This is a genomic window from Haloferax sp. Q22 (assembly GCF_001482285.1).
GTDB lineage: Archaea > Halobacteriota > Halobacteria > Halobacteriales > Haloferacaceae > Haloferax.
The window spans coordinates 43585-63011 of sequence record NZ_LOEP01000016.1 but is presented as its reverse complement, the minus strand read 5'-3'; the positions used below and the strand labels follow the sequence as shown (position 1 = coordinate 63011).

The 19427-nt window shown below is 65.5% G+C and carries 28 protein-coding genes, 4 tRNA genes and 1 pseudogene; 20 read left to right on the top strand and 13 right to left on the bottom strand.

The genetic code is table 11. From position 1 onward, the window contains the following. Window positions 1-74 precede the first annotated feature (74 nt). The 9 genes from AM590_RS05680 to AM590_RS05645 all read left to right on the top strand — a co-directional run bounded on the left by AM590_RS05680 (window position 75) and on the right by AM590_RS05645 (window position 5134). Window positions 75-530: a pyridoxamine 5'-phosphate oxidase family protein gene (locus AM590_RS05680; protein WP_058826631.1), complete on the top strand. Its 456-nt coding sequence runs from the start codon at window positions 75-77 to the stop codon at window positions 528-530. 82 nt (window positions 531-612) lie between these two features. Next, window positions 613-1470 carry a DUF5995 family protein gene (locus AM590_RS05675; RefSeq protein ID WP_058826630.1) on the top strand — a complete coding sequence of 286 codons (858 nt, stop codon included), beginning with the start codon at window positions 613-615 and terminating at the stop codon, window positions 1468-1470. A 56-nt stretch (window positions 1471-1526) separates the two neighbouring features. After that, complete coding sequence (locus tag AM590_RS05670; RefSeq protein WP_058826629.1) at window positions 1527-1925, top strand: helix-turn-helix domain-containing protein; 399 nt, start codon at window positions 1527-1529, stop codon at window positions 1923-1925. 70 nt (window positions 1926-1995) lie between these two features. Beyond that, window positions 1996-2154: a zinc ribbon domain-containing protein gene (locus AM590_RS05665; RefSeq protein WP_058826890.1), complete on the top strand. Its 159-nt coding sequence runs from the start codon at window positions 1996-1998 to the stop codon at window positions 2152-2154. Window positions 2155-2268: 114 nt separating this feature from the next. Beyond that, window positions 2269-2415: a hypothetical protein gene (locus tag AM590_RS20760; protein ID WP_172795765.1), complete on the top strand. Its 147-nt coding sequence runs from the start codon at window positions 2269-2271 to the stop codon at window positions 2413-2415. Between the two features lie 120 nt (window positions 2416-2535). After that, entirely contained in the window at window positions 2536-2997 is a 462-nt protein-coding gene (locus tag AM590_RS05660) for a pyridoxamine 5'-phosphate oxidase family protein (RefSeq protein WP_058826628.1), read from the top strand. 86 nt (window positions 2998-3083) lie between these two features. Beyond that, on the top strand, window positions 3084-3731 hold the full coding sequence (locus AM590_RS05655) for a helix-turn-helix domain-containing protein (protein WP_058826627.1): 648 nt from the start codon (window positions 3084-3086) through the stop codon (window positions 3729-3731). Between the two features lie 97 nt (window positions 3732-3828). Then, complete coding sequence (locus AM590_RS05650; protein WP_058826626.1) at window positions 3829-4221, top strand: helix-turn-helix domain-containing protein; 393 nt, start codon at window positions 3829-3831, stop codon at window positions 4219-4221. Window positions 4222-4324: 103 nt separating this feature from the next. Further along, a complete protein-coding gene (locus tag AM590_RS05645; protein ID WP_058826625.1) occupies window positions 4325-5134 on the top strand; it encodes a hypothetical protein in 810 nt (269 codons plus the stop codon). Window positions 5135-5312: 178 nt separating this feature from the next. Here AM590_RS05645 and AM590_RS05640 read toward each other — a convergent pair. From AM590_RS05640 to AM590_RS05610, 7 genes and pseudogenes are all read right to left on the bottom strand, one after another. Then, window positions 5313-5386: transfer RNA gene (locus tag AM590_RS05640), tRNA-Phe, on the bottom strand. Between the two features lie 49 nt (window positions 5387-5435). Next, window positions 5436-6161, bottom strand: a complete 726-nt coding sequence (locus tag AM590_RS05635; protein WP_058826624.1) for a DUF2270 domain-containing protein — start codon at window positions 6159-6161, stop codon at window positions 5436-5438. Between the two features lie 184 nt (window positions 6162-6345). Continuing rightward, on the bottom strand, window positions 6346-6540 hold the full coding sequence (locus AM590_RS05630; protein ID WP_004057909.1) for a cold-shock protein: 195 nt from the start codon (window positions 6538-6540) through the stop codon (window positions 6346-6348). A 147-nt stretch (window positions 6541-6687) separates the two neighbouring features. Then, complete coding sequence (locus AM590_RS05625; RefSeq protein WP_004057907.1) at window positions 6688-6882, bottom strand: cold-shock protein; 195 nt, start codon at window positions 6880-6882, stop codon at window positions 6688-6690. Between the two features lie 285 nt (window positions 6883-7167). After that, window positions 7168-7241: transfer RNA gene (locus tag AM590_RS05620), tRNA-Phe, on the bottom strand. Between the two features lie 61 nt (window positions 7242-7302). After that, window positions 7303-7978, bottom strand: a pseudogene (locus AM590_RS05615) (hypothetical protein). A gap of 44 nt (window positions 7979-8022) precedes the next feature. Continuing rightward, window positions 8023-8421 (bottom strand): VanZ family protein, encoded by a 399-nt coding sequence (locus AM590_RS05610; protein WP_058826623.1) that lies wholly within the window; start codon window positions 8419-8421, stop codon window positions 8023-8025. Between the two features lie 103 nt (window positions 8422-8524). Here AM590_RS05610 and AM590_RS05605 point away from each other — a divergent pair, with 103 nt between their 5' ends. Further along, window positions 8525-8728, top strand: coding sequence for a hypothetical protein (locus AM590_RS05605; protein ID WP_058826622.1), 204 nt, complete (start codon window positions 8525-8527; stop codon window positions 8726-8728). 293 nt (window positions 8729-9021) lie between these two features. Here the strand turns inward: AM590_RS05605 and AM590_RS05600 are convergent. Further along, window positions 9022-9095, bottom strand: a tRNA-Val gene (locus AM590_RS05600). 93 nt (window positions 9096-9188) lie between these two features. Between AM590_RS05600 and AM590_RS05595 the strand changes: the two genes are divergently transcribed. The 5 genes from AM590_RS05595 to AM590_RS05575 all read left to right on the top strand — a co-directional run bounded on the left by AM590_RS05595 (window position 9189) and on the right by AM590_RS05575 (window position 13772). Next, window positions 9189-9686, top strand: a complete 498-nt coding sequence (locus AM590_RS05595; protein WP_058826621.1) for a DUF192 domain-containing protein — start codon at window positions 9189-9191, stop codon at window positions 9684-9686. A 40-nt stretch (window positions 9687-9726) separates the two neighbouring features. Further along, the gene (locus tag AM590_RS05590; protein ID WP_058826620.1) at window positions 9727-9996 is read left to right on the top strand and encodes a hypothetical protein; all 270 of its coding nucleotides are present in this window, start codon (window positions 9727-9729) and stop codon (window positions 9994-9996) included. A 128-nt stretch (window positions 9997-10124) separates the two neighbouring features. Then, entirely contained in the window at window positions 10125-11006 is an 882-nt protein-coding gene (locus AM590_RS05585) for a right-handed parallel beta-helix repeat-containing protein (protein WP_058826619.1), read from the top strand. Window positions 11007-11068: 62 nt separating this feature from the next. After that, complete coding sequence (locus AM590_RS05580) at window positions 11069-13006, top strand: ABC transporter ATP-binding protein (RefSeq protein WP_058826618.1); 1938 nt, start codon at window positions 11069-11071, stop codon at window positions 13004-13006. A gap of 43 nt (window positions 13007-13049) precedes the next feature. Further along, window positions 13050-13772, top strand: coding sequence for a creatininase family protein (locus tag AM590_RS05575; protein ID WP_058826617.1), 723 nt, complete (start codon window positions 13050-13052; stop codon window positions 13770-13772). A 35-nt stretch (window positions 13773-13807) separates the two neighbouring features. Here the strand turns inward: AM590_RS05575 and AM590_RS05570 are convergent, their stop codons facing one another. The 3 genes from AM590_RS05570 to AM590_RS05560 form a co-directional block, all read right to left on the bottom strand. Next, the gene (locus tag AM590_RS05570) at window positions 13808-14245 is read right to left on the bottom strand and encodes a DUF5790 family protein (protein WP_058826616.1); all 438 of its coding nucleotides are present in this window, start codon (window positions 14243-14245) and stop codon (window positions 13808-13810) included. An 88-nt stretch (window positions 14246-14333) separates the two neighbouring features. After that, window positions 14334-14804 (bottom strand): NUDIX domain-containing protein, encoded by a 471-nt coding sequence (locus tag AM590_RS05565; RefSeq protein ID WP_058826615.1) that lies wholly within the window; start codon window positions 14802-14804, stop codon window positions 14334-14336. Then, window positions 14801-15142: a dihydroneopterin aldolase family protein gene (locus tag AM590_RS05560; RefSeq protein WP_058826614.1), complete on the bottom strand. Its 342-nt coding sequence runs from the start codon at window positions 15140-15142 to the stop codon at window positions 14801-14803. Before AM590_RS05560 ends, AM590_RS05565 begins: the two co-directional genes overlap by 4 nt. A gap of 101 nt (window positions 15143-15243) precedes the next feature. Between AM590_RS05560 and azf the strand changes: the two genes are divergently transcribed. Together azf and AM590_RS05550 are read left to right on the top strand one after the other, a co-directional pair. Then, window positions 15244-16032: an NAD-dependent glucose-6-phosphate dehydrogenase gene (gene azf, locus AM590_RS05555; protein WP_058826613.1), complete on the top strand. Its 789-nt coding sequence runs from the start codon at window positions 15244-15246 to the stop codon at window positions 16030-16032. Between the two features lie 136 nt (window positions 16033-16168). Further along, window positions 16169-16378, top strand: a complete 210-nt coding sequence (locus AM590_RS05550; RefSeq protein WP_058826889.1) for a hypothetical protein — start codon at window positions 16169-16171, stop codon at window positions 16376-16378. Window positions 16379-16536: 158 nt separating this feature from the next. Here AM590_RS05550 and AM590_RS05545 read toward each other — a convergent pair whose 3' ends face one another. After that, window positions 16537-17148 (bottom strand): DUF309 domain-containing protein, encoded by a 612-nt coding sequence (locus AM590_RS05545; RefSeq protein WP_058826612.1) that lies wholly within the window; start codon window positions 17146-17148, stop codon window positions 16537-16539. A gap of 144 nt (window positions 17149-17292) precedes the next feature. On the opposite strand from AM590_RS05545, the gene AM590_RS19810 reads away from it, so the two are divergent. Both AM590_RS19810 and AM590_RS05540 read left to right on the top strand, forming a co-directional pair. Then, the gene (locus AM590_RS19810; RefSeq protein ID WP_082677681.1) at window positions 17293-17514 is read left to right on the top strand and encodes a hypothetical protein; all 222 of its coding nucleotides are present in this window, start codon (window positions 17293-17295) and stop codon (window positions 17512-17514) included. Window positions 17515-17692: 178 nt separating this feature from the next. Then, window positions 17693-18376: a rhamnogalacturonan acetylesterase gene (locus AM590_RS05540; RefSeq protein WP_058826611.1), complete on the top strand. Its 684-nt coding sequence runs from the start codon at window positions 17693-17695 to the stop codon at window positions 18374-18376. A 230-nt stretch (window positions 18377-18606) separates the two neighbouring features. On the opposite strand, the gene AM590_RS05535 is transcribed toward AM590_RS05540, so the two are convergent. Continuing rightward, window positions 18607-18679, bottom strand: a tRNA-Arg gene (locus AM590_RS05535). 233 nt (window positions 18680-18912) lie between these two features. Between AM590_RS05535 and AM590_RS05530 the strand changes: the two genes are divergently transcribed. Further along, a complete protein-coding gene (locus AM590_RS05530; protein WP_058826610.1) occupies window positions 18913-19413 on the top strand; it encodes a hypothetical protein in 501 nt (166 codons plus the stop codon). Window positions 19414-19427 lie beyond the last annotated feature (14 nt).

Below are 19427 nucleotides of genomic sequence, written 5' to 3'. Positions count from 1 at the left end.
GTCGCCAGTCGGTCGCTGGTCGCCGGTTTCCGGGTCGCTGGCAGGCTTATGCCATCTCCGAGCGTATATCTACCATGGCCCCTGACTTCGCCCAACACAACCGAATCGAGATGCCGCCGGAGGAGATAGACCGCCTGCTCCGCGAGGAGGGCGTCGGCGTCCTCTCGCTCGCCGACGACGGCGTCGCCTACGGGATTCCCCTCTCGTTCGGGTACGACGCCGAGCGGGAGCGACTCTACTTCGTCTTCCTCCGCCCCGGCGAGTCCTCGAAGAAGACCGAGTTCGCCGAGCGGACCGCCCGCGCGAGCTTCGCCGTCTGGAACGCCCCCTCGCGGGACGAGTGGGAGAGCGTCGTCGTCGACGGCGAACTCCACCGGGTTGACGACGGTGACTGGGACCGCGTCCGCGACGTACTCGAAGACAACGCGTGGTATCCGACCCTGTTTTCCGAGACGGAGCCGATGCAGGACATCCTCGGCTGGGAGCTTCGTATCGACTCCCGGTCCGGGCTTCAGCGCCGGCGCGCGTGAGCGCTCCACGGACGGTTCTCGGTCGCGAGCGCGTTCGCGCCGGTATCGTTATCGAAGCCGAGACCGTCTGAGAATTCAGCTCATGCGACGGACGACGTTCGAGGAGGGGAGGAAGCTCGCGGCCGCGGTGCGGACGCCGAACCCGTCGCTCGCCGGCGTCGCCCGTGACGCGAGCGATGAGATTCTCGACCTCGTCGACGCGCCGTTCCGGGACGTGGCCGACGCCCACGACCGCCTGTCGGCGCTCGAATCGCTCCTGTACGAGCGCGGTGACCGCCGAGCCGCCTTCCTGACCATCTACGTCCGCGTGACCGCCGAAGTCGACCGCGGCCTCGGCGGCGACGAGTTCACCGACCCCGAGTGGGTCGCCGACTACCTCGTCACCTTCGCCGACCACTACCGCCGGGCGTTCCACGCCTTCGAGCGCGGCGACCACGACGACGTGCCCGACCCGTGGCAGCTCTCCTTCGAGACGGCGCTCGCCGGGGAGTCGCTCGTGGTACAGGACGTGCTGCTCGGCGTCAACGCGCACGTGAACTACGACCTCGCGCTGGCGCTCCACGAGGTCGGCATCGACCCCGACCGCCCCGCGAAGTACGACGACCACCGCCGCATCAACCGGGTCCTCCGCAGCCTCGTCGACGAGGAACAGGACCTCATCGCCGAGCGGTACGCCGACGGCATCGCCGACATCGACGAGTCGCTGGGTCGGCTGGACGAGGCGCTGTCGTTTTTCACGCTCCGCGAGGGCCGGCGGAACGCGTGGCGCGGTGCAGTCGCGCTAACCGACGGGCGGTTCCGCCCGATCGAACGCGTCGTCTACTGGTACCTGCGGAGCCTCACGATGGGCGCGGGTCACTTCATTCTCGCGCCGAGTTCGAACCCCGCGGTGCGTCGCCGACTGGCGCAACTCGAAGCTGGTGACGGGTCGAGTACTTAAACCACCCCGGATAGCGCGGGCGGAGATACCTCCCGTTGTCTGCTGTCTATAGATGTATGAACACGTCATCTGTCTCCGCCGTCGAACAGTCGTTGACCCGAAACTCGCGCCGCAGCCACGTCCTCTCTGACCCATCGAGCGCTCTCTCGGCGCTCAGCGACGGCGACAGCCGGCGAATCCTCGCCGCCTGCGACGAGGCCCCGAGAACTGCACAGGAGTGCGCCGAACTCTGTGACGTGCCGCTGTCGACGGTCTACCGGAAACTCGACCTGCTCACCGAGGCGGCGCTCCTCGACGAGCGACTCCGTATCCAGACGGCGACGCACCACCCGCGGGAGTTCGCGACCAACTTCGACACGCTCTCGTTTTCGTTCGACGACGCCGGCGTGTCGCTCGCGTTCCGGCAGGTCGCCACCGACGGTGGCGAAGACGGCGCGGAGGGCCGGTCGCGATGACCGCGACGCGCACCGCCGCGCGGCGGACGGAGCGAACCGAGACGGCGCTCGCCTCGCCGGAGGTGGACTGATGAACGCGACGACGACGGACGACTACGACTTCACGTGTTCGCAGTGCGGCGAGGGCTTCGCCGTCAACGGCGGGATGCGCGCCGCGGTCCTCGAACGCGGCTGTCCCATCTGCGGGAGTCCCGTCTCGACCGACGCCTTCGACCCATGTTCCGCGTGAGCTTCACCTTTTGATCGCGCCCGCGCGCCCGGTCGAGGCGCTTGCTCCACCGCGACACCGGCGTTCGAAAAACAGTAGGCTACATATACGTGTGCCACACGTACTACGAACCACATGAGCGACAGCGCGGACTACACATTCGTCTGCCCGGAGTGTGCGGAGTCCATGCTGGTCAACGACTCCATGCGCGACGCCCTCCTCGAAAACGGCTGTGTCATCTGCAGCGCCGCGCTCACGACCGACGACTTCTCGACTACCTGAGCGCGCGCCCCCGCGACCGAGTCGCGACCGAGTCCGCCGATATCACCCGACTCGACTCTCTCGGGCGTCGCCGAGAAGTAACAGTAATTACGTCGGCCGCGAGTCTGGTGGTACGAACCGATGTCTCTGGACCAACAGACCGAACTCTCGCCCGACGAGATACGCGAGGTCCTGTCCCGTCACGAGACGGGCGTCCTCTCGCTCGCGAAGGCGGACGAACCATACGCGATTCCCATCTCCTACGGCTACGACGGCGAGACCGGTCGGTTCTATCTCCGACTCGTCTCCACACCCGAAAGCGAAAAACGGCAGTTCCTCACGTCGTCGCCGCGGGCCCGACTCGTCGTCCACGAGTCGAACGACGGGAGCTATCGGAGCATCATCGCCGAGGGGACGCTCGAACGCGTCGACCCCGACGAGTTGACCGTCGAACGCATCGTTCAGTACGGCAAGGCCAAGCGGCCGCTGTTCGAAATCTGGGGCGAGACGAAGCGCGACCTCGACATCCAGCTGTTCGAACTCGACCCCGAGACGCTCGGCGGCCGGGCCGTCGAACTGGACGCCGCGGAGTCCGACCAGTAATGCCCGCAGTCGTCGCCTTCGGGGCGGCCCCCGTCGCGGCGGTCGCCGCGTCCACCGGCGAACCCCGAGTCGCCCGCACGTAACACATGCCCGCCGGTATTCGCGCCACGGTCGAATTCGATTCGCCGTCGGTCTGCCCCGTCGCCTCGGTCGCCCATTCGACGGACTCCGTCGTCGATTCCGTCTCGACCAGCGTCGTCTCGACCCCCGGCGATGTCAGCGTCTCCGAGTTCGTCGTCGAGGCCGACGACCCGCCGGAGGCGTCCGCGCTCGAACCTATCTTCTCCTACGGCTCGAAGCACCTCTACCGCTACACCCACGACGGGAGCGCGGGCTGCCCGTGCGAGTGCCTCGGCGAGTTCGGCTGTCCGGTCGACCGCTACTTCGCCCAGCGCGGCAGTCTGACGCTCGTCTTCCACGCCGCCGACTACGAGCAGTTGCAGGCCGTCATCGGCGAGCTTCGCGACCGCTTCCCCGGACTCGACATCAAGCGGCTCGTGCGCTCGCCCACCGGCGACGCCCCCGGCGACAGCGTCTTCGTCGACCGCGGGAAGCTCACTACCCGTCAGCTCGAAGTCCTCCAAACGGCTTACGACATGGGCTACTTCGAGCGCCCGCGGGGTGCCAACGCGACCGAGGTCGCGGCCGAACTCGACATCAACCAATCGACGTTCTCGGAACACCTCGCCGCCGCCCTGACGAAACTGCTCGGTGACGTGCTCGAAGAGGGATAGCGACTCCGGCCCCGCCGTCCTCCCGGCGTCGGAGTATATAAACATCCCACGCTATCGTGGTTGTCCGTTGGTCCCCGTCCGGCGGCTCTACAGAAGTATGAGTCAGGCTTCGTTCCCCTTCGCTACCCGCTCTCCGTCCGCCTCGTCCGAACCCCGCGTCGTCGACGACCACGCCGCGGTCGACGCGCTCTTCTCGCTTCTCGAAGACGACGACTGCCGACGCATCCTCGACGCGACCGACGGCGTCGCTCGCTCGGCGAGCGAACTCTCGGAGGCGTGCGACCTCCCGCTTTCGACGACGTACCGAAAGCTCGACCCGCTCGTGGACGCCGGCCTCCTCTCGAAGCGCCTCCGAATCTCCCGGTCGGGCACCCACACCGCAGAGTACGAACGCACCGTCGACGACGTGACCGTCTCCGTCACCCCGTCGGGCGTCGAGGTCCGCGTCTCGCACCGCGACGTGCCGCAGTCGGCGTCGGTGACGGCCTGAACGCTCCGCTCACGGTTTTCATCCATCAGTTTCGCCGCCGGTCGCGCCGATACGACCGGGATTTGCTGTGCCTACTTAAGATTCTACTCGTCGTACGGTTGTCGTGTATTCCAACCGCATTCCAGTCCTGATTATCGCGGTCCTCGTGCTCCTCGCCGGCTGTGCCGGCGGCGCGGACGTCGCGCCGGCCGGCGACACCGACGACACCGACTCCCCCACCGACGGCGGCGACAGCGCGGATACCGGCGAGTCAACCGACGCCGACGACTTCGAGTTGAGCGACCCCGAGCGTCTCCTCCGCGACGCCGGGAGCTTCACCGTCAGTTGGTCGTACACCGGCGTCGACGCGAACGGCGTCGAGACCCAAGTCACCCGCGAGTTCTACGCCGACCTCGAAGCTGAGCAGTCGTACAGTCGCACGACATCGACGACCGACGGCCAGTCCGACGCGGGCGACGTCGAACAGTACGTCGCCGACGGCGTGACGTACGTCCGGATTGGCGACGGCGACGAGGCCACGTACACCTCTTACGAGGGATCGATGGAGGTTCTCGCCACCGCCATCGCGCTCTCGCAGGCTCGCGCGTACGGCGCTGACGACGACCTGACGTTCGCCGGCACCGAGACGTTCGACGGGGTGTCGGTCGAGCGCTACGAGCTATCGACCGCGAGCGAGGCGCTGATTCTCGCCGGCTCGGCCGCGGCGCAGGGCGAGCCCGGGAACCTGGAGGTTACGAACTTCGAGTACGCCGTCCTCGTCGACGAAGACGGCCTCTCGCGCTCCGAATCGTGGTCGTTCTCGGGACGAATGGACGACGGGACCGAGGTGAGTGGGTCGTGGGAGTACTCGCTTACGGGCGTCGGTTCGACGACCGTCGACGAACCCGCGTGGCTCGACGAGGCGCGGGCGTAAGCGGGAGTTGGTTTCGAGCTTTGGCTTTCGCTGACGCTCTCGGTTTAGAACGATCTTCTCCCGGATTTGAACCGCACTCGCAAATCGGAGATTTGCTCGCTGGTTCAGAATCCGGTCGGGTTGCAGTTTCACTGCTCACGACTCGGTCGCGACGCTCCCTCGGTAGTTCGCAGGAAAATGCCGCCTCCCGGATTTGAACCGGGGACAGCTCGATCTTCAGTCGAGTGCTCTCCCAGTCTGAGCTAAGGCGGCGCGATTCGACAGACGCGCAGGAGCGAAAAAACCATTTCGAATTGCGACGCTACGAGTCGCCGTACCCCGACTCTTCCCATCCCGTCACATCGCTCGGAATGAGTTCGCCGTTGACGTGCCACTCGCGCGGGCGGAACGAGATACCGAGCAGGGTCGCGTAGAACCCGGCGACGAACGCGACGACGATGTTTCCGGGAACGCCGCCGACGCCGGCGCTCCCGACGAGCGTCGTCCCGTCCGTGTACGCCGTGAGCTGGATGACCCACGCGACGAGCATCACGAGGAACAGCGGCAGGTACACCCGGCGGAGCCGGTGGGCCAGCGCCTCCTCGAAGGGTATCTTCATGTTCGGCGTGCGGTAGTCCTCGCCGAGTTTCTTCCGCCAGTCCTCGTCGAGGACGCCGCCGTCCGGGTCAAGCGCGTACGCCCAGACGTTCTGCTGAATCATCCGGACCCGGGAGCGCCAGATGTCGTACGCGCGGAAACGCCGCGCCTCGATACTGAGGAAGATACTCAGCGTCACCACGCCGAGGAGGATGATGTAGTGGGGGTGCGTTTGTGCAGAGAACGACCACGTTAGAATCCCGGCCATCAGCGTAATCGCCCAGTTGCTGGTTCGGTCGAGTCGCTCGCGCCACGACTTCATCCGGTGTATCTCGCCCCGGTAAAGGTGTGCAAACGACGAACCAGGGCCCATCGTCTCGTCGAAGACGCCCGCACCGATATGGGTGTCGTCCATTCCCGCGGGAGGTTCCAGCTCCCCGTCGTCGGACATTGTTGTTCGTTTGATGCACAACTACGAGAGGATAAGAGCCTTCTGGGTTCGACAGGTTCGTGATGTCCGGTCGGGACTGCGTCTACTCGCGGCGGGGAGTCCTACAGCGCAGCCTCACGGCTCAAGGGTGCGTAAAAAAACTCTCAGAAATCGATTCGTCTGTCTGCTGAATTCGGAAACCGAATTACAGGCGCGTGACGTTCGTCGCGCGCGGGCCCTTGGGGGCCTGTTCGATGTCGAACTCCACTTCCTGACCCTCTTCGAGGTCCGGACCGCCAACATCTTCCATGTGGAAGAACACGTCGTCGTCCGCGTCGTCAGTAGAGATGAAACCGTAGCCGCCAGTGTCGTTGAAGAAGTCGACCTTACCTTTCGCCATTGCAACTGTACAACGACCCTGCGGACGGATAACCCTTCCGCATGTCTGTGACTCACTCACCCGGTCGCGAACGCCGCCGCTCACGGTCGTGAAAAACGGAGGAAAGTTCGTCAGTTTGTGAATGTACTGCGGTGAACGGAAGCCTGCTTAGAGGCGGGTGACGTTCGTCGCGCGCGGGCCCTTGGGGGCCTGCTCGATGTCGAATTCGATTTCCTGACCCTCTTCGAGGTCCGGACCGCCAACATCTTCCATGTGGAAGAACACGTCGTCGTCCGCGTCGTCAGTAGAGATGAAACCGTAGCCGCCAGTGTCGTTGAAGAAGTCGACCTTACCTTTCGCCATTGCCTTTGAATCCAGCGACCTCACGCGGATAAGTCTTCTGAAGCACGCCTCTGGTTCCTGCGGTGCGGTGTAGTCGGGTCTCCGGGATCGAGTCGCTTGGATTCCACGTCGTTCGTAGTGTGTCGTTGAGAATTCGGTTGCCGCCTCCCGGATTTCTCTGGGTCCAGTCTCCCGGATTTGAACCTCGCTCGCAAATCAAAGATTTGCTCGCTGGTTCAGAATCCGGCGGGTCGCGGTTACAGTACCTGCCACGCTCGCTTCGCTCGGCGGTCAGGAACAGAAAAATGCCGCCTCCCGGATTTGAACCGGGGACAGCTCGATCTTCAGTCGAGTGCTCTCCCAGTCTGAGCTAAGGCGGCTCGCACTCTTCCGAAGCCGGACCGCATCAAAAAGACTTTCGAATCGCCCGTCGGCGCTGGGTCAGCGGTGCCGGCCGCCCGTCGCGCTCGCCCGCGCCCGCTCCGCCCGCGACCGAATCCCCTTGAGCATCTTCCGTTCCATGGCGAACTGGACCGGCTCGACGACCATCCGATTCACCGCGCGCCTACGGAGCGTCTCCGACCGGCCGCGGTATCTGATGATTAACCGCGTCGCGCCGGGTGCAACCTCGTGCAACGCGGATCAAATCCTACCACACCGCCGGGCTCTCGCCGGTCTCCCAGCCCGGCGCACTCAACACGAGAGTCCGCTCGGGTTCGACCAAGGCGACGCGGAACGACGGCGCGCCCGAGCCCGGCGGGCCGAGTCGTATCTCGTCGCCAACGTCGAGCCGCTGGTGCTGTGGTAGGATTTGATCCGCGTTGTGAATCTGTAACCCGAACAGATTCTCTAGTCGCTCGTAGCTGTAGAAGCCGCCGCGGTCCTGTCCCAACTGGACGACCCACGGCCAGACCGCCCGCGCGGGGGCCGCAATCGTAATCGCCCGCGTCGAGGTAACGTCCGCGTCGCCGACGAAGTCGTCGCCGGGGAGCCAGCCCGTCGCCTCGTCGTCGGTGGTCCCCCAGCGCCTGTGCCACGGTCGAACCGCGAGGAGGTACGTCCCGACGACGCCGATTCCCGCGAGACCGAGTGCCCGGATGAGTCGTCTCGTGCCCATTGCCTTCACCGTTCGTTCGCCCTTCGTGAGGGGGTGAGATAACCCTACCTCCGGGGCTCCGCGACCCACGCGACTGCGACCCAGAGCGCCCCGCCCACGACCGCACCGAGAAGGTTCGCCCCCGCATCGGCGACGCCGAACGACCGGTACGGCAGCACCGCCTGCACGAGTTCGATTCCCGTCCCGAACGCGGCGACGACGACGACGGCTCTAACGACTTCTTTGCGTCCCCTGGCGCGCACCGCGGCCCCGACGGTGAATCCGAGGCCGGCGTACCCGACCGCGTGGACCCACTTGTCGAGGCCGACGAGGCCGAGCGGACCCATCGGTGTGAGGCTCCCCGGCGGCGTCGGCACGACCGACGCCACGAGGACAACGAACGCGTACCCGACCGCGATAGCCGCCCGCCGAGGGTTCTCGCGGAGTCGCGTGACGGGGTTCACTACTCGGTGGTGGGTGCGTCTCGGGCTAAAAGGGTCGCGTCCTCGTGGCTCGGCGGCGACCACACGGAACTAAATAGCAGGTGGAAGACATGTTTTGACGACCGTGTCACTACTCCCCCGCTGGTTCACCTCCAAACCGTTCGCAGTACAGCTCGTCATCCTCGCGTTAGCTTTCGACCCGCTCGGGTTCGTCGGTGGCTACCTCCTCGGCCCGTCGCTGGGTGTCGAACCGATCGTCGGCGGCGCGTTCGGTCTCGTCGCCGCCAGCGTCCCGATGTCGCTGTTCGTGATGCAACGGAGCGTGTGAGTCGGGCGGATTCAAACCGCACCGAGACTCGCTACGCTCGTCGTGTTGTGCCGTCAGAAGTGGGTTCGGGCGGATTCGAACCACGCCGACTTCGCTCGGCTTCGCCTCGCTCGTCGTCAGGTTAGAATCGCCCTCGCGGAACAGATTTGTGACTCACCGTTCGGTTCGTCACAAAATCTGATGGGCTCGGGCGGATTCGAACCACTCCGTCAACCTCGCTACACTCGGTTGCCGCAAGGTTCGACCGCCCTCGGTTCACGAATTCGTGCTCGCTATCGCTCGCACAGAATTAGTGGGCTCGGGCGGATTCGAACCACCGACCTCAGCCTTGTAAAGGCCGCGTCATAACCAACTAGACCACGAGCCCTGCATCTCAATCGAACCGGTTCGCGCTCATAACGGTTTTCGTTTCGACCGGTCCCCGGAACCCTTAGACCCGCGGCGACCGTCACGTCCGGCAATGACCTCCCGCGCGCGAACCGCGCTGCTCGTCGTCGCCGTCGTCGTCGCGGTCGCGAGCGTCGCGTACCTCTCCAACCCCGCGGTCGTCCCCGGCTCGACCGACGACTACGAACGGACCACGCTCACCGTCGTCGACGACGAGACCGGCGAGACGCTGGCGACGGTCAACGCCCGCGTCGCCGACACCCGTGCCAAGCGCTTCACCGGCCTGAGCGACACCGAATCGCTCGCCGAAAACGAGGGGATGTGGTTCGTCCACGACTCGTCTGGCACCTACGCCTACGTGATGCGCGACATGGACTTCCCGCTGGACATCGTCTTCGTCGCCGAAAACGGCACTATCACGCGCATCCACCACGCCGAACTCGACCCCGAGGGAACGAGCGAGTCCGACCTCACCCGCTACCGCGGAACCGGGAAGTACGTCCTCGAACTCCCGTACGGGTACACGAACGAGACCGGTATCGACGCGGGAGACCGGGTCGAAATCGAGTAGAAGCGAAACGCCCGAGGGGCCGGCGACCGTTGACCCCACTATGACAGCACACGTCGCGGCGCTCTCCGAACTCGAAGGCTGGCGCGCCGAGGAGTTCGCGGCGCGCGTCCACTATCGCGGGGCGGACGACGCCTACAGTATCGAGTACTACGAGCCGTCGGACTGCGTCCTCTACTGGAAGGTGAAAGGCGATGGCGAAGTCGCGGTTCCCGTCGACCGCGACACGGTCCCGGACCCGCTTCGCGAGCGGGTCCGACAGGACCTCGTCGAGGCCGGCATCGACCCCGACGTCGAAGACCGAGTCGTCTGAGCGTCGGGGACGCGCCCGACTCAGCCCCGCCAGTCGGAGTTACAGTACGTCACAGATGCTGATATGTAGATGGTACGTAACTCACAACATCTGTATTTGTGCCGACGTGTTGTAGTTGAGGAGGTGTCATGTCGACTCGACTCACGAGGAGAAGAGCGCTTCGGGGGCTGGGCCTCGCCGCGCTTCCGGCGTTCACGCCGGGCGTGTTGCAACTGAGAACCGACGGGACGGGCCTTTCGGGATGCGCGCGCATCACCGAATCGGGTCGCTACTACCTCGACGGCAATATCGACTGTCTGGAGGTCCTCGCCGACGACGTCCGCATCGACGGTCGGGGGTACGCGGTCGTCGGCGAGACGACGATTTCGGGCAGTCGCGTCTCGATAGCCGACATCGTGCTGACGAAGGGCGGCCGAATCACTGATTCGAGCCGGGTGTCGATAGCGGACTCGCGCGTCGTCGGCTACTCGGGCGACGAGAGATTACAGTTCGTGTTCACCGACTCAGACCGGTGTGAAGTCGTCAATACGAGTTTCTTCACCTGGGAGCGGTGTGTGGTTCTCAGACGCACCACGCGGACCCGGTTCGAATCGTGCACGCTCACGAGCCCCGTCGTGCTCACGCTCGCGGACTCGCACCGAAACGAGTTCGTCGACTGCGAGTTCCTGACCGAAGACTTTCAGGTGCGACTCGTCAGAAGCAATCGAAACCTGTTCCGACGGAACCTCGCCGACGGCGGTGGCCCTGCCTTCCAACTCCGCGACAGCCACCGGAACCTCTTCGTCGAGAACGAGGCGAACATCCTCATCGCCGGGTTCGAACTCGTCGGGAGCGACCGAAACGCGCTTCAGAGGAACGTCGTAACGACGGGTCTCTTGGCCCACGGCGTCACCTTGGAGGACTCTCACCGCAATCGACTCATCCAGAACGACCTCTGCGGCGTCAGCCAACAGCCGGTCGTCGAATCCGGCGGTTCGACCGGGAACACGGTCCGGAACGCCCGGTGTTAATCTACCGGCTGCCCCCTCCCCCACCCGAGTACTTTACTGCGAGCGCCCCCTGAACCGTTGTCGTGCCCCCCGATACCGAAGACGACCCGTTCGAGGACCAACGAGCGCGGGTCGATAACCCGATGCGGCGGCTGTTCGCCGAGTACGGCCGCGAGAACACCTTCGAGTTCGCGGTCGGCGTCCTCGCGAGCGTCGCCGCCCGCGTGCTCGACCTCATGCCGCCGGTCATCCTCGGCCTCGCCATCGACGCCATCATCCGGCAGGACAAGTCGTTCGCGGCCGGCTTCCCCGTCCTCCCCGAGGCGTGGATAGCGCCGTACGTCCCCGCGACCAGAGACGGGCAGTTCTTCTTCGCCGTCGGCATCATCGTGTTCAGTTTCACCGCCGGCGCGCTGTTCCACTGGCTCCGTAACTGGGGCTGGAACGCCTACGCCCAGCAGATTCAACACGACGTCCGGACCGACACCTACGACCGGATGCAACTGCTCAACATGGACTTCTTCGCCGACAAGCAGACCGGCGAGATGATGTCCATCCTCTCGAACGACGTGAACCGCCTCGAACGGTTCCTCAACGACGGCATGAACTCGTTTTTCCGCCTCTCCGTGATGGTCGTCGCCATCGCGGTGGTCCTCATGTCGTACAACTGGCAGCTCGCGCTCGTCGCCCTGTTGCCGGTCCCGCTCATCGCGCTGTTCACGTGGAAGTTCGTCGATATCATCCAGCCGAAGTACGCCGACGTGCGGTCGTCGGTCGGCAAACTCAACTCCCGACTGGAGAACAACCTCGGCGGCATCCAGGTCATCAAGACGTTCAACGCCGAACCTCACGAATCGGACCGCGTCGACGGCGTCTCGATGGACTACTTCGACGCCAACTGGGACGCCATCAACACCCGTATCAAGTTCTTCCCCGCGCTCCGCATCCTCGCGGGCATCGGCTTCACGCTCACCTTCGTCGTCGGCGGCCTGTGGGTCATCAACGGGCAGGGGCCCGGCCCCTTCACCGGTGACCTCGCGGTCGGCGAGTTCGTCACGTTCATCCTGCTCACCCAGCAGTTCGTCTGGCCGCTCGCCCAGTTCGGGCAGATCATCAACATGTACCAGCGCGCCCACGCCTCCAGCGCCCGCATCTTCGGCCTGATGGACGAGCCCGCACGGTTGGCCGAACAGCCCGACGCGCCCGACCTTGCCGTCTCCGAGGGCCGCGTCGAGTACGACGACGTGACCTTCGGCTACGGCGACGGCGAGACCATCGTCGAGGACATCTCCTTCGAGGTCGATGGCGGCGAGACGCTCGCGCTCGTCGGTCCCACGGGCGCGGGGAAATCGACGATTCTCAAGCTCCTGATGCGCATGTACGACCCCGACGAAGGGAGCGTCAGCATTGACGGCCAAGACGTGCGCGACGTGACCATCTCCAGCCTCCGCGAGTCCATCGCCTACGTCAGCCAGGAGACGTTCCTGTTCTACGGGACCGTCCGAGACAACATCACCTACGGGACGTTCGACGCCGACAACGAGGCGGTCGTCGCAGCCGCCAAGGCCGCCGAGGCCCACGAGTTCATCTCGAACCTCCCCGAGGGCTACGACACTAAAGTCGGCGAGCGCGGCGTGAAGCTCTCTGGCGGCCAGCGCCAGCGCGTCTCCATCGCCCGCGCCATCCTGAAGGACCCGGACATCCTCGTCCTCGACGAGGCGACTTCGGACGTGGACACCGAGACGGAGATGCTCATCCAGCGCTCGCTGGACGAACTCACGGCCGACCGGACGACGTTCAGCATCGCCCACCGCCTGTCGACCATCAAGGACGCAGAACAGATTCTCGTCCTCGAAGACGGCCGCATCGTCGAGCGCGGCACCCACGACAACCTCCTCGCGGAAGACGGCCTCTACGCCCACCTCTGGGGGGTTCAGGCCGGCGAAATCGACCAACTCCCCGACGAGTTCGTCGAGCGCGCCGCCCGCCGGCAGGCCGAGGTCGACGCCGGCGACGACTGAGGCTTCGCGTACCACTAAGGAGGGGGGCGACACTTCTTTCGGCATGCGACTCTCCGAAGCCACTTGGACCGAGGTCGCTGACCTCGACGCCGACCTTGCGCTCCTTCCAGTCGGAAGCACGGAACAGCACGGCCCGCACGCGCCGCTCGGAACCGACGCGCTCAACGCCGAATCGGTCGCCGAGGCCGGGGCCGAGGCGTTCGACGGCGAGGTCGTCGTCGGCCCGACCATCCCGGTCGGCGTCGCCGAGGAGCACCGCGCCTTCGACGGCACGCTCTGGGTCTCGCCGGACACCTTCCGCGCGTACGTCCGCGAGACCGTCGAATCGCTCGCCCACCACGGCTTCGACCGCGTCGTCGTCGTCAACGGCCACGGCGGTAACATCGACGCGCTCGCGGAGCTCTGCCGGCGCGTCTCGCGGACGGGCGACGTCTACGCGGTCGCGTTCACGTGGTTCGACGCCGTCGGCGACCACTCCTCGGACATGGGCCACGGCGGCCCGCTAGAAACCGCACTCCTCCGCCACACGCATCCCGAACTGGTCCGCGAGGACCGAATCGACGAGGCCCGCGATGGGGGTTCCGACCGCTGGGGCGAGTGGGTCTCGGGCGTCAACCTCGCGCACGACTCCGACGAGTTCACCGACAACGGCGTCGTCGGCGACCCCGCCGAGGGTGACGCCGAACGCGGCGCGGAACTGGAATCGCTCGCGGCCGACTCGCTCGCGTCGCTCCTCGACGCGGTCGAGCGCCGGCAACTCGACTGAACGGTCCGCGGATCGGCGGTCAGGCGGTCTGCAGGTTACTCCTCTTCGTCTTCGTCGTCGTCCGCGTCGGCCGCTTCTGCCGCCTCCGCGGCGTCGGTGAGCGCGCCGCGGAGTTGCGGCATCGTGTTGGTGAGTTCCCCGACGAGTTCGTGGGCCTCCTCGACCATCTCGATAAGCTCTTGGAGCTCCTCGATTGCCGCTTCGAGGTCCTCGGGGTCGTCGAACGCCTCGGCGCGCTGGCCGATGACGTACCACTTCTTGGCCTGTCGGACGTGCTCGGCCGCGCCCTCGACGTCGAGCGAGGAGCGGAGTCCGTTGAGGACGCCGAGGACGTTGTCGGCCTCCGCGTCCCACACGTCGTCCGGGTCGGGCAGCGCCGACCGAGCCTCGTCGAGGTGTTCCTCGACGTCGGCGCGCATCTCCGCCGCCGCCTCTCCGAACAGATCGTCGTCGCCGAGCGTGCTTTGACTCATGCTCACACGTTCGGCGCGCGGGGGTTTAAAAACGATCCCGAAAGTGAAAGTGAAATCGAACGACTCCGCGGTCGTCGCGGGCGGATTCTCAGTCCACGTCGCCGAGGTAGACCGCGTCGCGTGCGCCGCCCATCTCGTCGGGGTCGTCGCCCCGAAGCCGGTCGCCGAGTGGGCTGGGGAAGAACCGCACGTCGTCGAGTTCGTCGAGCGGGAGCCAGCGCACGCCCGCCTGAACGGAATCCCGCGCTGTCGGTTCGTCCGGCTCGTCGCTCACCCGCTCGCACCAGAAGAAGTGGTCCACTTGATGGTCGTCGTCGCCGCTGCTTTCGTAGTGTGTCGATGGCACGAACTCCCTGACGTACGCGAGCGACCCGACGGTGACCTCGTATCCGGTCTCCTCGTACACCTCCCGGCAGACCGTCTCCGTGAGCAACTCACCGCGCTGCTGGCCGCCGCCGGGCGCGACGTACCAGTCCTCGCCATCGGTGCGGTACCGAATCGTCAGGAGTTCGCCGTCGCGAACGACGAGGCCGCGGGCGGCGCTTCGCGGCTGAGTCATTCGACCGACACGAGCTTCATCAGCGGGTAGCCGTCTTCCATCTCCATGCGCGTCCTGACGCGCACGCCCTCGTAGTCGATTTCCATCTCGACTTCCATGAACCGCCCCGTGAGTTCCGTGTAGTCGGCGGTCGACTCGGCGAGTTCGGCGTCCAGCACGTCGTCGAGGATGCGCACGGAGACCGACTCGCAGTACGGTTGGTTCTCGATGGCCTCGGCCATGGCCCGTTCGAGGCTCCGGGCGCTGTCGGGCGAGACCGGCGTGCCGGCGAACTGGTGGTAGAGCGTCCCGAACTTGATGCCCGCCTCGAAGCAGGCCGTCTGCGGGTCTGTGACCATACCCGGAACTCCGTCGCCCTCGGGTAAAGTTCGGCGGTTTGAGGGGTCGCGCGAGCGCGAACCGGTCCTTACTTAGCCTCTCTTGTTAGAACTTACACCGAATGGACCAGCCGGTTTTGCTGACGGGGGCTGGCGGGCGCGTCGGCCAGGCGATACTAGGGCACATCGGCGACGCCTACGACTGGCGGCTGCTGGACCGCGAGCCACTCTCCGACGAGAAGATACCCGACTCGGTCGACCCCACGGACGTGTACGTCGCCGACGTCACCGACGAGACCGCCGTGCGAAACGCCATGGACGGCGTCGAGGCCGTCATCCACCTCGCGGGCGACCCGCGTCCAGAAGCGCCGTGGGACAGCGTCCTGCGGAACAACATCGACGGCACCCAACAGATGTTCGACGCCGCCGTCGATGCGGGCGTCGAGAAGTTCGCGTTCGCCTCCTCGAACCACGCTGTCGGCGCGTACGAGACGATGGATCGGACCCCGGACATGTACCGTCCGCACCACGAGTTCCGACTCGACGGGACGGAACTGCCGCGCCCGAGTAACCTCTACGGCGTGAGCAAGGCCGCCGGCGAGACGCTCGGCCGGTACTACCACGACCACCACGACATCTCGGTCGTGAACGTCCGCATCGGTAACCTCACCCAGCACCACCCGCCGAAGGAGTACGAGCGCGGGCAGGCTATGTGGCTGTCGTACCGCGACTGCGCGCACCTCTTCGAGTGCTGTATCGAAGCCGACTACGACTACGAAATCGTCTACGGTATCTCCGACAACGACCGCAAGTACTACTCTATCGACCGGGCTCGCGCGGTACTCGGCTACGACCCGCAGGACAACTCCGCCGAGTTCACCTTCGAGGGCGAACCGCTGGACGAGGCCTGATTGCGGCGTCGGCACCTCGATTTTCGGCCCCGTTGAACGCCGATTTTCAGATGGGCGTCGTGTGAAACAGCCGGTCAGGAGGCGTACGAACGTGACGGGAGAATACTTATACAAATTCGACAAGAACGAGTACGATATGTCCGCGCCTGGTTCTAGTGCGGAGGGTTCGGGCTTTTCGCTCCGCAACGTGGTGTTACTCGTCCTTACCCTGTTCATGTTTCACCTCGGGAGAGGATGGGCGCGGGGACTCGTCGAAGGGAACTATCTGATTGGTATCGTCGGCTTGCTCCTTGCCCTCGCCCCGATAGTCTGGCTACTCTCCGTCATCAAAGAGGCATATTTCTGAACCTCCCATTGGGTGAGTCCGCTGTTAGCGTCCCGTTGTTTATCCCCGCACGCTCGCGCCGAGAAATCCCATGGCAACCGATTCGCCTCCGTCCTGTATCGACCGCACAGAGTCAAATTGTCGCCTGTTGAGGAGTTCAAAGCGCCCACCATCGTTTCTCACTCGAACAGGTCGCTCACGTCGTCTTCGCGCCGTCGCCGCCGGCGGACGTGCTCGCTCAATCGCTGAAACACCAGCCCGCGCTGTGCCTCGTTTCGCACGAAGTCGAACACCATCGCCGTGAACTGCGTCTGCGCCCCGTCGGCGACCTCCTCGCGGGCGTACTCGACCGCGTCGGCGACGACATCCACCTCGTAGCCGTCCAGTTCCTCCGCGAGCGTCTCGGCCGCGACGGCGACCGCGTCGAAATCGAGGTCGTCGTAGGTGACGACTTGCCCGTCGAGTCGGAGCGCGAGCGGGTCGTCGGCGATGGCGGGGTCGGCTTCGAGTCGTGAGAGGAACGCCCGCACCTCGGCGAGGTCGACGCCGCGGTAGTCGTCGGCAAGGCCGTCGAGGTACTCTCGGGCGCTCCGGGCGAGACCGACCGCGCCCGAGTCGTTGCCGTCGCGGGCGTGGTGGACCGCCGCGGTGAACTGGATGAGGCCGTGAAGGAACCGCTCGTCGTCGCCCCCGCGTTCGAGCGCGAGCCACTTCGCCTCCCACGCGCCGTGGGCCGCCCGATACGCGCCCGCGTTGTAGATGGCGACGCCTGCGCGAAGCGAATCGTCCATGCGAACCGTTCGCCGTCCACGAGTAAAGATTCCGCGAAGACCGGGCTCTCCCGCCGTAGGCCTTGCATACTTATGCCGCTCGGGGACTTATGTGGTATGATAGCATATGAATGCCCTCGAAACCCTCGTCCGAGGTGTCGTACGATGACCCAGTCCCCGGTTTGTATCCGCTGCGGTGAGCAGTACCTGTTCACGCGGGCGTACAAAGGCAACTACTGTCGGGACTGCCACGGGTCGTGGGCCGCGAAGCCCCGGTCCGAGGAGGCACCTCGTTCCCGCCCACAGCGGTCGCGCACGACCGCGTCGGTCCGCCGCCGTGAGGACGACGGGTCACGCGACCTCGAACCACCCTACGACGAGGCGTAAGCTCGTTTTTCCCGGTCTGTGACTGCCGAGAGCGCTCGGGAGTCCGCGTTCGCTTTCGTCAACCGCCACGTTCGTACCCGACGGGTAGGCTCCCGTTAGCGACGGTTAGGATGCTCGTTCGCCCCGTGGATTGACCCGACCGGTGGCTCTATACGCCGCCCGGACGAGCGCTACCGAAATGTCGTCCGAGTCGATTACCGTCCACCTCGTCGGGGACTCCACCATGGCCGATAAGGAGGCGAACGAGCGCCCCGAAACCGGGTGGGGAATGCCCTTCGCCGACTGTTTCGACGACGCCGTCACGGTGGCGAACCACGCCCAAAACGGGCGTAGCACCCGAACGTTTCTGGAGGAGGGACGCTGGCGTCCCGTCGTCCGCCAGTTGACCGAGACCGACTACGTGTTCGTCCAGTTCGGCCACAACGACGAGGTGCCGTCGAAAGAACAGCACACGACCAAGGAGGGGTTCGTCGACAATCTCGGGAAATTCGTCGGTGAGACGCGCGAGCAGGGGGCGACGCCCGTGTTGCTCACGTCCATCGCGCGGCGTCACTTCGACGACGACGGCGTCCCGAAAGACACCCACCGCGAGTACGCCGACCTGACCAGAGCCGTCGCGCGCGACCGCGACGTTCCGTTCATCGACATGGACGAGCGAACGCGGTCACTCTTAGCGGAACTCGGCCCCGAAGCGTCGACGGCGCTCTACAACCATCTGGAGCCGGGCGAACACCCGAACTATCTCGATGGAATCGCCGACGACACGCATTTCAGCGAGCACGGAGCGCGCCGCATGGCCGACTTAGTGCTCGACGGGGTCGAAGAACTGGACCTCGGACTGGCCGCTCACGTCGAGTCCTGACGAGCGCTGAACCCGTTTGCGGCGAAATCGCTCGCCGTTCAGGTCCGCAGAGAATGTGAACCGCCCCGAGAGAACAGAAGGCTCTCGAAGGCCGGTTCCGGAGAGAAACGTCCTGACGGAGATTTGAACTCACTCGCTCCCTCCTGTCGCTCCCTGTTCAAGTCTCCGAGACGGAGTTTCAGCGAGGAACAGACTCCTCGCTTCGCTCGTCGTGTAGTTCCAGAGAGAAACGTCCTGACGGAGATTTGAACTCCGGTCCCTGGCTCCGCAAGCCAGGAGGATAGTCCACTACCCTATCAGGACTGTCTTGCTGCATTCTTCGGTACTCGACGGTTACTTAAGACGGTTACGATGTGAACTCCCAGTGAACCGCGGGACCACGGCACGAGGCGGGCGTCGAACTCCGGGCACGCGCATCGACCACCTAGTGCGAACGACGGTTGTCTCTCACGCCGTCTCCGGCGCGTTTCCGTCCGCCGCGGCGACCGTGCGTACCGCACGCAAGGACTTTTTCGCCGGCGACCCTATCCCCGTGCGTGAATCGACGCGCGTTTCTCCTCGGAACCGCCGGGCTGTGCGCCTCGCTCGCGGGGTGCGCGAGCGGCGACAACGCGGCGGAGCAGCCGACCGCGAGCACCGAGACCGAGACCGCGTCGTCGACGCCGATAGAGACACCTCGCCGTCCGCGACTCGTCGGGCGGTCACTCACGCCCGTCCGCGCCGACGCCTGTCCGGCCGATGGGGCGCTCGCGACCGAGACCGAGACCGGGTTCTCGGTCGTCGGCTGTGTCTCGGGAGCGACCGAGTGTACCATCGCCCGACTCGCGCGGGCCGACTACGACGCGGAGTCGGATACGGCCACGCTCGTCGTTGAGGCCGTCGAGCGGACCGACGTGAAGAACTGCACCGAATCGCCGGTCGTTCGCGGCTACGAGGCGACGCTCCGGTTCGAAAGCGGCCTCCCCGGCCGGGCGGTCGTCGTCCACAACGATGCTGACGGTCGTCGCGAGGTCGCCCGCATCGATACGGACGCCTGACGGTCCGAAGGTTC

Excerpts from the sequence above, each read along its gene's own strand:
- AM590_RS05680 (WP_058826631.1), top strand. The coding sequence starts at position 75 with ATGGCCCCTGACTTCGCCCAACACAACCGAATCGAGATGCCGCCGGAG.
- AM590_RS05590 (WP_058826620.1), top strand. The coding sequence starts at position 9,727 with ATGACAGCACACGTCGCGGCGCTCTCCGAACTCGAAGGCTGGCGCGCC.
- AM590_RS05570 (WP_058826616.1), bottom strand. The coding sequence starts at position 14,245 with ATGAGTCAAAGCACGCTCGGCGACGACGATCTGTTCGGAGAGGCGGCG.
- AM590_RS05595 (WP_058826621.1), top strand. The coding sequence starts at position 9,189 with ATGACCTCCCGCGCGCGAACCGCGCTGCTCGTCGTCGCCGTCGTCGTC.
- azf (WP_058826613.1), top strand. The coding sequence starts at position 15,244 with ATGGACCAGCCGGTTTTGCTGACGGGGGCTGGCGGGCGCGTCGGCCAG.
- AM590_RS05675 (WP_058826630.1), top strand. The coding sequence starts at position 613 with ATGCGACGGACGACGTTCGAGGAGGGGAGGAAGCTCGCGGCCGCGGTG.
- AM590_RS05550 (WP_058826889.1), top strand. The coding sequence starts at position 16,169 with ATGTCCGCGCCTGGTTCTAGTGCGGAGGGTTCGGGCTTTTCGCTCCGC.
- AM590_RS05565 (WP_058826615.1), bottom strand. The coding sequence starts at position 14,804 with ATGACTCAGCCGCGAAGCGCCGCCCGCGGCCTCGTCGTTCGCGACGGC.
- AM590_RS05560 (WP_058826614.1), bottom strand. The coding sequence starts at position 15,142 with ATGGTCACAGACCCGCAGACGGCCTGCTTCGAGGCGGGCATCAAGTTC.
- AM590_RS19810 (WP_082677681.1), top strand. The coding sequence starts at position 17,293 with ATGACCCAGTCCCCGGTTTGTATCCGCTGCGGTGAGCAGTACCTGTTC.
- AM590_RS05540 (WP_058826611.1), top strand. The coding sequence starts at position 17,693 with ATGTCGTCCGAGTCGATTACCGTCCACCTCGTCGGGGACTCCACCATG.
- AM590_RS05585 (WP_058826619.1), top strand. The coding sequence starts at position 10,125 with ATGTCGACTCGACTCACGAGGAGAAGAGCGCTTCGGGGGCTGGGCCTC.
- AM590_RS05665 (WP_058826890.1), top strand. The coding sequence starts at position 1,996 with ATGAACGCGACGACGACGGACGACTACGACTTCACGTGTTCGCAGTGC.
- AM590_RS05660 (WP_058826628.1), top strand. The coding sequence starts at position 2,536 with ATGTCTCTGGACCAACAGACCGAACTCTCGCCCGACGAGATACGCGAG.
- AM590_RS05575 (WP_058826617.1), top strand. The coding sequence starts at position 13,050 with ATGCGACTCTCCGAAGCCACTTGGACCGAGGTCGCTGACCTCGACGCC.
- AM590_RS05630 (WP_004057909.1), bottom strand. The coding sequence starts at position 6,540 with ATGGCGAAAGGTAAGGTCGACTTCTTCAACGACACTGGCGGCTACGGT.
- AM590_RS05625 (WP_004057907.1), bottom strand. The coding sequence starts at position 6,882 with ATGGCGAAAGGTAAGGTCGACTTCTTCAACGACACTGGCGGCTACGGT.
- AM590_RS05670 (WP_058826629.1), top strand. The coding sequence starts at position 1,527 with ATGAACACGTCATCTGTCTCCGCCGTCGAACAGTCGTTGACCCGAAAC.
- AM590_RS20760 (WP_172795765.1), top strand. The coding sequence starts at position 2,269 with ATGAGCGACAGCGCGGACTACACATTCGTCTGCCCGGAGTGTGCGGAG.
- AM590_RS05545 (WP_058826612.1), bottom strand. The coding sequence starts at position 17,148 with ATGGACGATTCGCTTCGCGCAGGCGTCGCCATCTACAACGCGGGCGCG.
- AM590_RS05655 (WP_058826627.1), top strand. The coding sequence starts at position 3,084 with ATGCCCGCCGGTATTCGCGCCACGGTCGAATTCGATTCGCCGTCGGTC.
- AM590_RS05635 (WP_058826624.1), bottom strand. The coding sequence starts at position 6,161 with ATGTCCGACGACGGGGAGCTGGAACCTCCCGCGGGAATGGACGACACC.
- AM590_RS05650 (WP_058826626.1), top strand. The coding sequence starts at position 3,829 with ATGAGTCAGGCTTCGTTCCCCTTCGCTACCCGCTCTCCGTCCGCCTCG.